The organism is Citrobacter arsenatis (genome assembly GCF_004353845.1).
GTDB lineage: Bacteria > Pseudomonadota > Gammaproteobacteria > Enterobacterales > Enterobacteriaceae > Citrobacter > Citrobacter arsenatis.
Map to the genome: position 1 here is coordinate 3,548,165 of NZ_CP037864.1, position 14,440 is coordinate 3,562,604.

13 protein-coding genes are annotated in these 14,440 nt (G+C 52.9%); 3 read left to right on the forward strand and 10 right to left on the reverse strand.

Annotated elements, in window-relative coordinates; translation table 11 throughout:
• Nucleotide 1 precedes the first annotated feature (1 nt).
• The 5 genes from menH to E1B03_RS18290 all read right to left on the reverse strand — a co-directional run bounded on the left by menH (nucleotide 2) and on the right by E1B03_RS18290 (nucleotide 4,748).
• Entirely contained in the window at nucleotides 2-760 is a 759-nt protein-coding gene (menH, locus tag E1B03_RS18270; RefSeq protein WP_133086705.1) for a 2-succinyl-6-hydroxy-2,4-cyclohexadiene-1-carboxylate synthase, read from the reverse strand.
• A complete protein-coding gene (gene menD / locus E1B03_RS18275; protein WP_133086706.1) occupies nucleotides 757-2,427 on the reverse strand; it encodes a 2-succinyl-5-enolpyruvyl-6-hydroxy-3-cyclohexene-1-carboxylic-acid synthase in 1,671 nt (556 codons plus the stop codon). Before menD ends, menH begins: the two co-directional genes overlap by 4 nt.
• A gap of 87 nt (nucleotides 2,428-2,514) precedes the next feature.
• A complete protein-coding gene (gene menF, locus E1B03_RS18280) occupies nucleotides 2,515-3,813 on the reverse strand; it encodes an isochorismate synthase MenF (RefSeq protein WP_103770371.1) in 1,299 nt (432 codons plus the stop codon).
• 104 nt (nucleotides 3,814-3,917) lie between these two features.
• Nucleotides 3,918-4,223: a stress response protein ElaB gene (elaB, locus tag E1B03_RS18285; RefSeq protein WP_133086707.1), complete on the reverse strand. Its 306-nt coding sequence runs from the start codon at nucleotides 4,221-4,223 to the stop codon at nucleotides 3,918-3,920.
• A 63-nt stretch (nucleotides 4,224-4,286) separates the two neighbouring features.
• On the reverse strand, nucleotides 4,287-4,748 hold the full coding sequence (locus E1B03_RS18290) for a GNAT family N-acetyltransferase (protein WP_103770370.1): 462 nt from the start codon (nucleotides 4,746-4,748) through the stop codon (nucleotides 4,287-4,289).
• Between the two features lie 67 nt (nucleotides 4,749-4,815).
• Here E1B03_RS18290 and rbn point away from each other — a divergent pair, with 67 nt between their 5' ends.
• The 3 genes from rbn to E1B03_RS18305 all read left to right on the forward strand — a co-directional run bounded on the left by rbn (nucleotide 4,816) and on the right by E1B03_RS18305 (nucleotide 8,434).
• The gene (gene rbn, locus E1B03_RS18295) at nucleotides 4,816-5,733 is read left to right on the forward strand and encodes a ribonuclease BN (RefSeq protein ID WP_133086708.1); all 918 of its coding nucleotides are present in this window, start codon (nucleotides 4,816-4,818) and stop codon (nucleotides 5,731-5,733) included.
• A gap of 64 nt (nucleotides 5,734-5,797) precedes the next feature.
• Nucleotides 5,798-6,802: a chemotaxis protein gene (locus E1B03_RS18300; RefSeq protein WP_103770368.1), complete on the forward strand. Its 1,005-nt coding sequence runs from the start codon at nucleotides 5,798-5,800 to the stop codon at nucleotides 6,800-6,802.
• A 195-nt stretch (nucleotides 6,803-6,997) separates the two neighbouring features.
• Nucleotides 6,998-8,434 carry a hypothetical protein gene (locus E1B03_RS18305; protein ID WP_133086709.1) on the forward strand — a complete coding sequence of 479 codons (1,437 nt, stop codon included), beginning with the start codon at nucleotides 6,998-7,000 and terminating at the stop codon, nucleotides 8,432-8,434.
• 60 nt (nucleotides 8,435-8,494) lie between these two features.
• Here E1B03_RS18305 and nuoN read toward each other — a convergent pair whose 3' ends face one another.
• The 5 genes from nuoN to nuoJ form a co-directional block, all read right to left on the reverse strand.
• A complete protein-coding gene (gene nuoN, locus E1B03_RS18310; RefSeq protein ID WP_003027689.1) occupies nucleotides 8,495-9,952 on the reverse strand; it encodes an NADH-quinone oxidoreductase subunit NuoN in 1,458 nt (485 codons plus the stop codon).
• A 6-nt stretch (nucleotides 9,953-9,958) separates the two neighbouring features.
• Nucleotides 9,959-11,488 (reverse strand): NADH-quinone oxidoreductase subunit M, encoded by a 1,530-nt coding sequence (nuoM, locus tag E1B03_RS18315; RefSeq protein WP_003027692.1) that lies wholly within the window; start codon nucleotides 11,486-11,488, stop codon nucleotides 9,959-9,961.
• Nucleotides 11,489-11,739: 251 nt separating this feature from the next.
• On the reverse strand, nucleotides 11,740-13,581 hold the full coding sequence (gene nuoL / locus E1B03_RS18320) for an NADH-quinone oxidoreductase subunit L (RefSeq protein WP_003834744.1): 1,842 nt from the start codon (nucleotides 13,579-13,581) through the stop codon (nucleotides 11,740-11,742).
• The gene (nuoK, locus tag E1B03_RS18325) at nucleotides 13,578-13,880 is read right to left on the reverse strand and encodes an NADH-quinone oxidoreductase subunit NuoK (protein ID WP_006683663.1); all 303 of its coding nucleotides are present in this window, start codon (nucleotides 13,878-13,880) and stop codon (nucleotides 13,578-13,580) included. Before nuoK ends, nuoL begins: the two co-directional genes overlap by 4 nt.
• The gene (nuoJ, locus tag E1B03_RS18330; RefSeq protein WP_003028059.1) at nucleotides 13,877-14,431 is read right to left on the reverse strand and encodes an NADH-quinone oxidoreductase subunit J; all 555 of its coding nucleotides are present in this window, start codon (nucleotides 14,429-14,431) and stop codon (nucleotides 13,877-13,879) included. Before nuoJ ends, nuoK begins: the two co-directional genes overlap by 4 nt.
• Nucleotides 14,432-14,440 lie beyond the last annotated feature (9 nt).

The following is a 14,440-nucleotide window of genomic DNA, read 5'->3' on the forward strand; positions in this document are numbered from 1 at the left end:
GTCAGCGACGCAGAATCTGAGCCAGACAGTCCACCACGCCCGCGGGATTGTCCCGATGCGCGTTGTGCCCGGCATTACGAATCACATGGTGTGGTAATGACATTTCCGTCGCCAGCGCGCGGAATTTATCATCACGTTCACCACATAAATAATAAAACGGAAATGTGCGCGTATGGAGTTGCGCACGTAAATCAGGTTGTACGGCAAGCGAAGTGGCCTCCAGCATTGCCGCCAGCGTATGCCCATTATTCTGACTACGCAGAGCAACCAGGGCCTCTCTTTGCGCCGCAGTCAGCGAGGAAAAAACCGGCTGTTGGTACCAGTCATTAAACACTTCGCACAACGGCTCAGCGCGAAAACGCGCGGCCCAGCGGCCATCCGAGAGACGACGTTGCACGCGCGCCTCATCGCTTTGCAAGCCAGGATGCCCACCTTCAACCACCAAACCACACAGTCCAGGCATCTCCTGACAGGCCGCCATCATTGCGACTCTGCCGCCAAGAGAGTATCCCACCAGCCAGTAGTTTAGTATGTTGTAACTAAGTAGAGTGTTACGCAGCAGAGCAATTACATCATCGAATCCGCTCACGTTAACGTCAGCCGATCCGCCGTGTCCCGGCAGGTCGATATACAGCCGCGAATAACTCTGAAGCGCTTCGCCAACCGTCTGCCATTCGCGGCAATCGCCGGAAAAACCGTGCAGGAAAACCAGCCAGGGAGATCCCATCTGGCCCTCTTTCGCCTGCGCGTGCAGGATCATAGATGGCTTACCTGCGCCAGCAGTTGCTGGAGGGTTTGCGCCCCATCAGTTTCGTTCACCACCAGCTCAATCACCGTTGCCGCAGGAGTACGCCAGGCGTTAGTCAACGCGCTCTCCAGTTGTTCCCAGTTTTCCGGGCGCTGGTATTTAAGGTTAAACATGGCAGCAGCATGCTCGAAATGCACGTTCTGCGGCATCAGATAGAACCGTTCGCGCTCGCTTGCTGGCGTCGGCAGCAGGGAAAAAATCTGCCCGCCGTTATTATTGACCACTATCAGGACAAATGGCGCAGACACCTGGCGCAATAACGCCAGCGCATTGAGGTCATACAGCGCGGATAAATCACCGACGATAGCCAGCGTCGATTTCGCGCTGGCGCGTTGTACGCCCGCCGCCGTTGACAGCAGACCGTCAATGCCGCTCGCGCCACGGTTGCTAAAGACCGGGTAACCGGCCGGAAGCTGCGACAGCGCATCAATCAGACGCACCACCAGGCTGTTGCCCACAAACAGCTGCCCCTGCTCCGGTAAGTACTCACGGATACGGTGGGCTAATTGCGCTTCACCAAACGTCTCGCGACGTGCTTCTGTCGCCTGCCAGGCCAGCTGTGCCAGACGAGGGATCTCCACGCACCAGGGCTGACGTTTCTCCGCTGGATGCAGCTCCAGCCAGTCGCCAACTTTCGCCACCAGTCGGCGCCCACGATGGTGAGCCGGATCGAGGCGGCCTTCGATATTATCGACAATCCAGTATTCCTGCGGATCGCAGTTGGCCTGCCATTGCAGGAGCCGTTTTCCGGTCAGGCTGCTGCCAAGCTGCACCACAATCTGCGCCTGCTCTAATTCAGCCACTGCTTTCGCATTCCCGAGCCACAAATCGGCGCACGGCAACGGTTGTCCGGTTTGTGACAGGACATCGCCAATCAACGGCCAGCCTAACGTTTGCGCCCATTGCGCAACCTTCTTGCCTTCTTCCGCGCTCATACGACCCGCAATCACGACACCACGTTTTTGTCGCCAGAAAAACCAGTCACGCTGATTGTCGCTTTCCAGCCGACGCGCTTCACGCAGCCAGGGTTTATCGTCCTGCCACCAGTCGCCAAGGCGCTGCTGCCAGGTAATCCCCGTTTCGTCCATGTCGCCATACAGCGGCTCCGCAAACGGGCAATTGATATGAACCGCCCCGCTATGCAGCGCGGCTAAGGCGTTATCAATGGTGGACACCAGCCAGCTCGCCGGGATGTCCTGGGTCGGGCGCGGTAAAGAGAGCGTTTGTGACGGATGCGAGGCAAACATTCCGGCCTGACGAATCGCCTGGTTAGCGCCACAGTCGATAAGCTCAGGCGGTCGGTCAGCAGTGAGTAAAATCAGTTTTTCACCGGTCAGGCCCGCTTCAATCAACGCGGGATACAAATTCGCTACCGCCGTACCGGACGTCACAATCACGGCAACAGGCTGCTGGCTGACTTTTGCCAGACCTAAAGCCAGATGCCCAAGACCACGCTCATCAAAATGAGTGTGGTGGATAAAAGCGGGGTTTTCCGCTGCCGCCAGCGTCAACGGTGTAGAGCGAGAGCCAGGGGCAATGCAGACATGCCTGACGCCGTGGCGAGTGAGTGCTTCCAGAATGACCGCCGCCCAGCGTCGGTTAAATGCGCTTACTGACATGAGATTGTCCGGTATCAATATTGCGACACAGTATAGAGAATCGAATAAATGGATTTTTGATATGAATCGGAAATATACACGAAATCACTATCCTTCCATCTGTAATAAAGTACGTAACCCTGCCGCTTTATTGTCTATTTCTTGCCATTCCTGCTCAGGATCTGAACCGCGTACGATCCCTGCCCCGGCATACAGGCGCACCACGTTTGCGCTAATTTTCGCCGAACGTAATGACACGCAAAACTCGCTTTGGCGCAGAGACAGATAACCCGCAGAACCGGCATACCACTCGCGCTCAAAAGGTTCATTATGTTGGATAAATTCACGCGCCAGCTCACGCGGAATGCCAGCGACAGCGGCCGTGGGTTGAAGCTGCATCAGGCAAAGCGTATCGTCGGCCTGATTAAGTTCCGTCCAGATACAGCGGCGCAGGTGCTGCACTTTACGCAGTCTGAGCACCTGCGGCGGCAGCACGTCAAGCGTTTGCGTACAGCCCTGCAGGCGCTGGCAAATATCTTCAACCACCAGCATATTCTCGCGCTGGTTTTTATCATCTTTCATTAGCCATTCACCCAACTGCCAGGCGCGATGATCATCAGGGTGGTTAGCAACGGTTCCGGCCAGCGCCTCGGTGCGCAGCGCCGCATCACGCCGTCGATACAGACGTTCAGGAGAAGAGCCAAGAAAAGCGGAGTCGGCAGAGAATGCCATAAAAAAATGGTAACAGTTCAGGTTTAAGCGGCGGCTGGAAGCCATTACGGCTGCAGCATTAACCGACTGAGAAAACTGTAAGTCGGTCGCCCGCGCCAGCACAACTTTGTCGAGTTCTTCCCCAGCGATAGTTTGCGTGGCGAGTTTTATCAGATTTGTCCAGCCTGCTTTATCCGGCCAGTTCTGTTCTCCCGTCAAACTCAGACGCAATGCGGGTAGCGGCTTAACGTTGGCAAGCGATGAGATAAACGCCATCGCCTGTGCGGCATCTTCACGCAGCGACACGTCGCTATAGAGATGTAAGCGTAAGCTCGCCGCCCCGGCGCAACGTCGCCACTCCAGCCGTGGCAATAACAAATTGCCGCGCTGTGGCTCAAAGGCATTCAGGCCCCAAATACGCAGGTCGGGATGATTATCATACTGGCGTAAAAACTGCTGGGCTGATTCCAGCGAGGAAAATGCGGCGACTGCGCCAAGCACGGCGGCCTCTTCGTCGCCATTACGCTGTTGCCAGTAAAACTGGGGCCAGACGGGTTGACTGGCCAGCCATCCTAAAGCATCAAACGCATCATTCAGTGGGAAAGGTATATCGTAAATACGAATTCCAGGTGCTGCCGGTATCTCTTGCGACAAATGGCGCATCAGACTTTCCAGCGCAGTAGTGATTGAATGCACGCGGACCTCTCCCTGTTAAAAACCTCACATTATACGGGGTACTGAGCAGAAAAAGCAGTACCCCCAGTTAGGGAGTACGTACAAATGCGCTGATGAAATGGAATTTATCGCCGTGCTAACAATAATCCCATCACTAAACCGACCGTGGCACCTACGCCGATCCCGCGCCAGGGTTTTTCGTGCACATAGTCATCGGCCCGGCAAACGGCTTTTTTCGCGCGAAAATAGTAGCTGTCAGAGGCGTGGCTGACGCGATTTCTCACCTCTTCTAACGCCCGCTCTGCTCGCGCTTTTAACTCAAGATATTTTTGATCGGCTGGATCGCCGGAAGACCGCAGCACCTCCTCCAGCGTTTCACTCAATAATTCCAGATCGTCATCGATACGTGATTCATAAGAATGAAAAGACATTTTATTCTCCCTTTCTATTGACGTACCCGCTAACTATAGACAATCAGACGTATTTGCGCCTTTTTATACCTGATGCGCTTCCCGCGCCATGCCAATGTGTGGAATACCATCTTCGTCATAGATATCCGTCACCGGAACAAAGCCAAAACGCGCATAGAACGATTGCAGATGCGCCTGCGCCCCCAGATACAGCGCCTTGTGCGGCCAGTGCTGGCTACAGGATGCCAGCGTTTGAGTCATCAGTTGTTGCCCCAGTTTTTCACCGCGCAGCGCTTCGCTTACTATCACCCGCCCAATGACCACCGGCTCCAGCTCATCATCGCTTTTCAGAATCCTCGCATACGCTACCAGCTCATCGTTATGCCAGCCCAGAATGTGTCGATTTTCCCCAACCAGGTCATCACCATCCACATCCTGATACGGGCACTGTTGTTCAACAACAAACACCGCACAGCGAAGCTGAAGAATGGCGTACAGCTGCTGGGTATTCAGTTTTGCATGGTGGAGATCTTGCCAGTGAATCATTGTCTGCCCCTTTGTTGTGATAACCTGAACACCCTGCCTTATTGATGGCGAAAAGTGTAACGCGAAGATGGAATTACTATTTTTAGGCACGTCTGCGGGAGTCCCCACGCGCTCACGCAATGTAACGGCAATTTTACTGAATCTGCAACACCCGACTCAGGCGGGGCTGTGGCTGTTCGATTGTGGTGAAGGAACGCAGCATCAGCTGCTGACCACGCCATTTAACCCGGGAAAACTCGATCGTATTTTTATCAGTCATCTGCACGGCGATCACCTGTTTGGTTTACCGGGGCTGCTGTGCAGCCGCTCGATGGCCGGCAACGTCCAGCCGCTGACGCTATACGGGCCGAAGGGGTTGCGAGAGTTTACCGAAACCGCTTTGCGTTTGAGCGGCTCCAGGACCGATTATCCGCTGGATATTGTAGAAATCACCGCAGGTGAGATTGTCGATGACGGCCTGCGTAAAGTAACGGCGTATCCGCTGGAGCATCCTCTTGAGTGCTACGGTTTTCGTGTTGAAGAGCATGACAAACCCGGTGCGCTTGACGCTAATGCGCTGAAGGTGGCAGGTGTAAAAGCGGGCCCGTGGTTCCAGGATTTGAAAGCCGGAAGAACCATCGTGCTGGAAGATGGACGTGCGATTAACGGCGCCGATTTTCTCGCCCCGGCCACCAGGGGAAAATCTGTGGCAATTTTCGGCGACACAGGACCCTGCGCATCCGCCATTGAACTGGCACGAGGTGTGGATGTGATGGTACATGAAACCACACTGGATGCCTCAATGGAGGAAAAAGCCAACAGCCGCGGGCACAGCTCGACCCGACAAGCCGCAAAGCTGGCGCTGGAGGCCGGAGTGGGACGCCTGATCATGACCCACGTTAGCTCACGTTACGATGAAAAAGGCTGTCAGCGATTACTCGAAGAGTGCAAAGCAATATTTCCAGACACGGAACTGGCTCACGATTTCGCCATTTTCACCGTTTAATGCTCCATTTTTCCGCCTCAGTGCCGATAACAGTGGAAAGGCTGGCTTTCACACTGAGGACAGGATGAACAATTTCCAGAAAGATATTGATGACAGGACAAACCTAACCCTGTCTAACCGTTTTGAACTGCTGCTGTTTCGCCTCGGCAAATCTGTTGAGGAGCAGAAATCTGAGCTGTTTGGCATCAACGTATTCAAACTGCGTGAAATCGTACCGATGCCAACCTTTACGCGTCCGGCAGGTATGAAGGCCCCGTTACTGGGTATGGTTAACATTCGCGATCAGGTGATCCCGGTGATTGACCTGCCCGCCGTCGCGGGCTGTAAACCAGAAACCGGACTTAACATCCTGCTGATAACGGAATATGCCCGCAGCGTCCAGGCGTTCGCGGTGGAGTCAGTGGAAAATATTATGCGCCTGGACTGGCAACAGGTGCATACCGCAGAGAAAGCCGTCAATGGTCGCTACATTACCAGTATCGCCTGTCTGGACGACAACAAAGAGACTAACAATCTGGCGCTGGTGCTTGATGTTGAGCAAATCCTGTACGATATCGTACCTTCCAACCACGACCTGCGCGCAACAGACCTGAAAACCAATAAATTTAACATCACGCCGGGTGCGGTGGCGATTGTGGCAGATGATTCCAAAGTGGCCCGTGCGATGCTGGAAAAAGGACTTAACGCCATGGAGATCCCACACCTGATGCATGTGACAGGTCAGGATGCGTGGGAAAAAATTCAGCAGTTATCTGCAGAAGCGGAAGCAGAAGGGAAACCAATCAGCGAGAAGATTGCCCTGGTACTCACCGATCTGGAAATGCCGGAGATGGACGGTTTTACGCTTACCCGTAAGATAAAAACCGACGAGCGCCTGAAGAAGATCCCGGTCGTTATCCACTCTTCGCTTTCCGGTAGCGCCAACGAAGATCACGTTCGCCGGGTTAAAGCGGATGGTTACGTGGCTAAATTCGAAGTCAATGAGCTTTCTTCTGTCATTCAGGAAGTGATGGATCGCAGCGCAAGCGGCATCAGCGGCCCGCTGGTGAGCAGGCAGCTTCCGGCCTGACGCCCCAGCAATACTGCCCTTTACTCAATGGCCTTCGAGTAAGGGGCAGTTTAGTCGCAAAAATATTCTCGTCATAATGCCCTCCCTCCTTTTAACTATCATTAAAAACTGCCGCCTTTAGATATCAGTCGTTGAGTGAAAAATAGCATTCAACAAATACCCTATATGATTAGATATCTCCAGGCAGGTAGTGACGTGGATAAGCAACATTTTATTAAAGAGCTCCAAAAACACGCAAAGTCTCTGGCCAAATACAAACTCAATTTAGACATTGATAATATAAAAAATACGTTAATTGCAGGCCAGCAACATATAGAGGATAACGAACAATCGGTTACCTTGATTGACAACCTCATACCACTTACCACAAAAGATATCACTGCAGAAGATGTCGATTTTATTCTCCCAATTATTTCAAGCTATTGGATGACGCTTCTGCACGCCACGCAATATAAAATTTTCTTTTATGGTAGCAGTAGCCATTACTTTAGTTTCCGGAAGATCATAGCAGATCGTTTTCAATCACAGCTTATACATCTGGACACCACTGCTGACGTCGAGCTCTGTATTCAGACTATCAACCATCCTGCTGCAAACAATGAAACTAAAATCCTCATCTATGATGATGAAGGAAGTCATATTTTAAGAAGAAAATTTGACTGCATGAAAGTTTTTTCATTTATCTACTATAGCGCACTACGTGTTTCGTGTGGGGTTAATAAAAAATATGCTATGTACCTGGAACATGAATATAAAAAACATAACACACTTAGCATGGATAATATTGTTACGGGGTCATCTTATGCCTGGTGGTGCGTACCAACGCAATTAACTACCTGTACATCCAATATGTCCGTCAAAAGTGGTGATACTACATTTGCCCTGGCAATCACTGAACATATGACTCAATACAGTAAATTAAAAAATCATATTCACATAACGAGCTTCTTCGATTTACATCATGAGCTGGCGAGAAGTAAAAGCCCCTTTAATACTGGCGTATTTGATGAACTTAAGTTTTTCGCCAAAAAGAACAATATCCCATACATTCAATTTGATGAAGAAGTCTTTACAAGTAATTACGATGAAATATATCAACCTGCGTCTCTTCACAGTAGCTTAGAAAAAAACCTGCTAAACATAATTATATCTGAAGAAAAACTAACAAAAACTATCGCGGATGTTGTTGAACAAAAATATTTCAGTTTTGATTTTCACAAACTAATCAACGAGCAAAAGAATATAACTTCACTATGTGAAGAGGAGATGGATAAACTCAGTATTCAACGAGGCATCAATCACTCCAAACTTTTTCGTTACAAAGAATCACTGAGATCAAACGCTCATAATATTGAGAAAATGATCGATAATGCTGATATAAAAAACTACGCCATGTACATAGTATTTCCACCTCAACCGCGGAAATATAGAGAGAATATTGATAAAGAAATGCTCGATGAGGCTTTTGCATTTTATCAAAAGATCACACCACATAAGAAAAACCTGATGCTCATCGACATGAGTTGTGACCCGGACTTTACTTGTCACGACTTTCAGGATGGTGATCATTTAAACTTCAATGGTGCGATTAAATTTGTCGAGAAGCTCAAGGCCTATGGCATAACAATTTAGACAGGTAAAAAAAAGAGTCTGGACATTGCCCAGACTCTTTATCGATCACAGCCTGATGTATTACATCAGCGGAGTCGCTAACTGCACGATGCTGATCAGCGGTTGCGGGTAGATACCCAGCACCAGTACCAGCAGAGCAGAAATCAGCACCACGATACCGCCCGCACTGTACTGCCAGTTGGACGGCGCATCGCGGTTCAACTGCTGCGGTGCGCTCAGGTACAGGCTAACGGCAACGCGCAGGTAGTAGTACAAACCAATCGCGGAACCCACCACCACGGCGGCAACCAGCCACCACAGGTTAGCCTGCACACCGACGGCCAGCACGTAGAACTTACCGATAAAGCCCAGCGTCATCGGGATACCCGCCAGAGACAGCATCATTACCGTCATCACTGCCGCGAGAATCGGACGATGCCAGAACAGACCACGGTAGGAGAACAGAGAGTCGGCATCCGGACCGCGGTACGGGCTTGACATCAGGCTGACCACACCGAACGCGCCGAGGCTGCTAAACAGATAACCGGCCAGATACACGCCAACCGCTTCCATTGACATCTCACCGCTCTGCAGGGCGATCAGCGCCACCAGCAGATAACCGAGGTGAGAGATGGAAGAGTAACCAAGCAGACGCTTGATGTTGGTCTGGCTCAGCGCCATCAGGTTACCGAAGATAATGGAAGCAAAGGCAATCACGCCCAGCACGATACGTACCGCTTCACTATCCCCTACCGGTGCGTACAGGAACAGACGCATTACCACGCCGAAGATAGCGATTTTGCTCGCCGTCGCCAGGAAGGTGGAAACCGGAGCCGGAGCACCCTGGTATACGTCTGGTGTCCACAGGTGGAACGGAACCAGCGAAAGTTTAAAGCCGAGGCCAACAATCATCAGACCGAAGCCCGCCAGCAGCAGCGGTTCGTGCAGCATGCCGTCACCGAGGCTCTTACCGAGAGCGACAAACGACAAGTTGCCAGACTGCGCGTACACCAGCGCCATACCGAACAGCAGGAAGGAAGACGCTGCGGCAGACAGAATGGTGTATTTGATACTGGCTTCCAGCGAACGTTTCTGACGGAACGCATAGCCAACCAGACCAAACAGCGGCAGAGAGATAAGCTCAATACCGAGGAACAGCGCCGCCAGATGGTTAGCGTTAGCCAGCAGAATACCGCCGAGCGCGGCGATCAGCACCAGCAGGTAGAACTCTTCCCGGTTGTCGTCGTAGCCTTCCAGCCACGGGTAAGCAAAGGTACAGGTGGCAAGACTAGCCAGCAGCACCAGCCCGGTGTAGAGCATAGCGAAACCGTCAACCCGCATCAGCGGGGTGACGTCCATGGCGCCCGCCTGGCCAACAAACCAGAGCGAAACCAGCGCGGCGTTAAGCCCAATGACCGACAGTGTGGCATTGAGGAAGTGATTGCGTCGCCACGCAATGGAGAGCATCACAACCACCACCGTCAAGCCGACGATCAGCAGCGGTAGCAGCGCAATCAGGTGTTGTGGAGTTATTGTCATGGCGATTTACGGCCTTGTAGTAGTAACGGAATTAACAAACCACTGCTGGATGTTGCTCATCGCAGAATGCGAGGTATCCAGAATCGGCTGCGGATAGAAGCCAAGCAGTACCAGAAGCACGACCAGCAACAGGATGATAAACAGCTCACGCAGCGACATCCCTGGCAGTTCAACACTGGCAATCTGGCTCTTCGCCTTACCAAAGTAAGCGCGATGCAGCATCGCCAGCGAGTAAACAGAGGCAAACACCAGACCAAAGGTCGAGATCACGGTAATAACCGGAACCACCTGGTAGCTGCCGAACAGAATCATAAATTCGCCAACGAAGTTACCTGTACCCGGCATACCCAGCGTACACACTGCGAAGAACATCGACAGCGCAGGCAACCATTTCATTTTGCCCCACAGGCCGCCCATCATGCGCATATCACGCGTGTGCAGACGTTCGTACAGCTGACCACACAGGATGAACAGACCGGCTGCAGACAGACCGTGCGCGATCATCTGAATAACCGCACCCTGGTACGCCAGCTGGCTGCCGGTGTAGATAGCAATCAGGACGAAGCCCATGTGCGATACGGAGGTGTAGGCAATCAGACGTTTGATGTCGTACTGATTAAAGGCCATCCACGCGCCGTAGAAGATACCGATTACGCCAAGCCACATGGCGATAGGTGCAAACTCCGCCGACGCGTTCGGGAACAGCGGCAGGGAGAAGCGCAGCAGACCGTAGGCCGCTGTTTTCAGCAAGATCCCCGCCAGGTCAACGGAACCTGCGGTCGGTGCCTGGGAGTGCGCATCCGGCAACCAGCCGTGCAACGGAACCACCGGCATTTTCACCGCGAAGGCGATGAAGAAGCCCAGCATCAGCAGGTATTCCACACCATGGGACATCGGGGTATTCAGCAGCTCTTCATAGTTGAAGGTCCACACGCCGGTCGCTTTATAGTGCACAAACACCAGCGCCAGAATGGCAATCAACATCACCAGACCACTCGCCTGGGTATAAATGAAGAACTTGGTCGCCGCCGTGATACGCGTTTTACCATCAGAGGCTTTATGCCCCCACAGCGCGATCAGGAAGTACATCGGCACCAGCATCATTTCCCAGAAGAAGAAGAACAGGAACATGTCGATGGCAAGGAATACGCCGATTACGCCGCCTAAGATCCACATCAGGTTCAGGTGGAAGAAGCCCTGGTATTTTTCGATTTCATTCCAGGAGCAAAGTACCGCCAGAACACCGAGCAGACCGGTCAGCACCACCATCAGCAACGACAAACCGTCGATGGCTAAATGAATAGAGATGCCAAAGCGCGGGATCCACGGCAGGACAAACTCAGACTGCCACTGCGGAATGCCAGCGGATTGCGTCAACGAATAGCCACCCTGCAACCACAGTTGCAGGCCAAGCGCCAGCGTCAGTCCCATGGTAATCAGCGCGATCCAACGCGGCACCTTCACGCCAAAGCGTTCGGTCTGCCAGCACAGAAAGCCACCGATAAAGGGAATTAATATCAACCAGGGTAATAACATAGCTAAGTATGTCCCTTATATTTACTCCTGCTCAGGCTATCTCACTCGTCAGCCCAAATCCCGGCAGTGCTCGCAATCCTCACGTACTTCAGTACGCTCCGGTTGCTCTGCGCTGGCGGTATTCGGTCTGACTTCGCCGATGACGCCTGTACTTCAGGAACAGATTTTCAACGAATTCTAAAAATTATTTCTGGGTTTGTAGGCCGGATTCGCGCAGCGCCATCCGGCAATCGTTCATCCGGCCAACAAACTCAACGCAGTACCATCAACAGCGCCAGAACCACGACAGCGCCGATGCTCATTGATGCCACATACCAGCGCAGATAACCGTTCTCGCTTAACAGCAGGCCTTTACCTGCAAAGCGGGAAAGGATCGCCGGAATGTTCATCATTGAGTTCAGCGGATCGCGTTTCAGCAGCCACGCCACACCCAGGAACGGCTTGACGAACACTTTGTCGTACAGCCAGTCGAAGCCCCAGGCGTTATACCACCAGGTACCCAGCAGACGGCCCGGCGCGCTGTTAGCAATCGATGTCACAAGCGTGCGTTTACCCAGCCACAGCCATGCTGCGATCAGGATGCCCGCAATCGCTACGATACCGGAGGTAATTTCCAGCGTCATAACGCGACCATGCTCCAGTTCGGTCGTTGCCGGCAGTACGCCTTGCAGCGGTGGCACAATCAGCGCGCCAACGAAGGTGGAAAGGATCATCAGCACAATCAGCGGCAGATGATGGGTAATCCCCTTCCCTGCGTGAGCATGAATTTGTTCTTTACCGTGGAACACGATGAAAATCATACGGAAGGTGTACAGAGAGGTCATGAACGCACCGACCAGACCTGCAACCATCAGATTGATATGACCGTTCGCCATTGCACCGGCCAGAATCTCATCCTTACTGAAGAAGCCTGCGGTAATCAGCGGCAGAGCCGACAGCGCCGCGCCACCAATCAGGAAGCAGAGATACACCAGCGGAATCGACTTACGCAGTCCGCCCATCTTGAAGATGTTCTGTTCGTGGTGGCAAGCCAGGATAACCGAGCCAGATGCCAGGAACAGCAGCGCCTTAAAGAACGCGTGCGTCATCAGGTGGAAAATCGCCGCGTCCCATGCCTGAACACCCAGCGCCAGGAACATATAACCAATCTGGCTCATGGTTGAGTACGCAAGAACGCGTTTAATGTCGGTCTGTACCAGCGCAGCGAAACCAGCCAGCACCAGAGTGATAGCACCGATAATCCCCACCAGATGCAGGATTTCCGGCGTCATCAGGAACAGGCCGTGGGTACGTGCAATCAGGTAGACACCGGCGGTAACCATCGTTGCGGCGTGGATTAGCGCAGAGACAGGCGTCGGACCAGCCATCGCGTCCGCAAGCCAGGTCTGCAACGGCAGCTGCGCGGATTTACCTACCGCACCGCCCAGCAGCATCAGGGTTGCCCACATCAGCATGTTGTTACCGTCTGCAAAGTGCGCAGGCGCCAGTTCCACCATTTCGCGGAAGTTCAGCGTGCCCAGCTCGTTGTAGAGGATAAACAGCGCGAACGCCAGGAATACGTCACCGACACGGGTCACCACGAAGGCTTTCATTGCCGCAGCGCCATTCTTCGGATCGGTGTAATAGAAACCGATCAGCAGATAGGAGCACAGGCCCACGCCTTCCCAGCCGAGGTACATCAGCAGCAGGTTATCAGCCAGCACCAGAACAACCATGCTCGCGATAAACAAGTTGGTGTAGGCGAAGAAGCGAGAGTAGCCCTCTTCCCCACGCATGTACCAGGAGGCGAACATGTGGATCAGGAAACCGACACCGGTCACCACGCTGAGCATGGTCAGTGACAGGCCGTCCAGCACCAGGTTAAAACCGATGTTGAAGTCACCAACGGACATCCACGTCCACAGCGGCTGGCTGTAGGCCTGTTGGCCGTTAGCGAAGAAATCAACGCCAACAAACGCGGTCACCAGCGCCGCCAGGCCAATCGACCCGACACCCACGGTAGCGGACAGATTTTCTGACCAACGACCGCGAGAGAACGCCAGTAATACAAAGCCAATAAATGGCAGAATAATGGTTAAGGCAAGCATGTTCATCCACGCATCTCACTTACTGAATCGATGTTCAGGTTCTGGCGACGGCGATGAAGTTGCAGCAACAGCGCAAGTCCAATGCTCGCTTCCGCAGCCGCAAGGCTGATGGCGAGAATATACATCACCTGACCATCGGTCTGGCCCCAGTAGCTTCCTGCGACCACAAAGGCCAGCGCGGAGGCGTTAATCATGATTTCCAGGCCGATCAGCATAAACAGCAGATTGCGGCGGATAACCAGACCGGTTAAGCCCAGTACGAATAAGACAGCCGCGAGGATCAGTCCATGTTGTAAGGGGATCATGCGTGCTCCTCCGTTTTTCTTTTCGCGCGGTCATCGGTGCGGTTGCTCAGCACTTCACCAGAACGCTCTTCGCGCCCTACGTGGAAGGCCACAACCAGACCCGCCAACAGCAGCATCGAAGCCAGTTCGACCGCCAGTACATACGGTCCGAACAGGGAAATACCGACTGCTTTCGCGCTAATTGGCGTACCGTCGATGCCCTGATCGTTAACGCCCAGGATGGCGTAAACAATCACCACCAGCATGATGGCCGACAGAATCGCCGGACCAATCCATACCTGCGGTTTCAACCACTGGCGTTCCTGTTCAATTTCAGAACCACCGAGGTTGAGCATCATCACCACGAACACGAACAGCACCATGATGGCGCCCGCGTAGACGATAATTTCCAGCGCACCGGCGAAGTAAGCGCCTAACGAGAAGAACACCCCGGAAATCGCCAGCAGCGAAATAATCAGGTACAGCAGTGCGTGTACCGGATTGGTGTGGGTGATCACCCGCAAGGTTGCGAGAATGGCTATCAGGCCACAGATATAAAAAGCGAACTCCATTGCCCCTCT

Excerpts from the sequence above, each read along its gene's own strand:
- nuoM (WP_003027692.1), bottom strand. The coding sequence starts at position 11,488 with ATGTTATTACCCTGGTTGATATTAATTCCCTTTATCGGTGGCTTTCTG.
- nuoJ (WP_003028059.1), bottom strand. The coding sequence starts at position 14,431 with ATGGAGTTCGCTTTTTATATCTGTGGCCTGATAGCCATTCTCGCAACC.
- menH (WP_133086705.1), bottom strand. The coding sequence starts at position 760 with ATGATCCTGCACGCGCAGGCGAAAGAGGGCCAGATGGGATCTCCCTGG.
- nuoL (WP_003834744.1), bottom strand. The coding sequence starts at position 13,581 with ATGAACATGCTTGCCTTAACCATTATTCTGCCATTTATTGGCTTTGTA.
- menD (WP_133086706.1), bottom strand. The coding sequence starts at position 2,427 with ATGTCAGTAAGCGCATTTAACCGACGCTGGGCGGCGGTCATTCTGGAA.
- nuoN (WP_003027689.1), bottom strand. The coding sequence starts at position 9,952 with ATGACAATAACTCCACAACACCTGATTGCGCTGCTACCGCTGCTGATC.
- E1B03_RS18290 (WP_103770370.1), bottom strand. The coding sequence starts at position 4,748 with ATGATTCACTGGCAAGATCTCCACCATGCAAAACTGAATACCCAGCAG.
- rbn (WP_133086708.1), top strand. The coding sequence starts at position 4,816 with ATGGAATTACTATTTTTAGGCACGTCTGCGGGAGTCCCCACGCGCTCA.
- E1B03_RS18300 (WP_103770368.1), top strand. The coding sequence starts at position 5,798 with ATGAACAATTTCCAGAAAGATATTGATGACAGGACAAACCTAACCCTG.
- elaB (WP_133086707.1), bottom strand. The coding sequence starts at position 4,223 with ATGTCTTTTCATTCTTATGAATCACGTATCGATGACGATCTGGAATTA.
- nuoK (WP_006683663.1), bottom strand. The coding sequence starts at position 13,880 with ATGATCCCCTTACAACATGGACTGATCCTCGCGGCTGTCTTATTCGTA.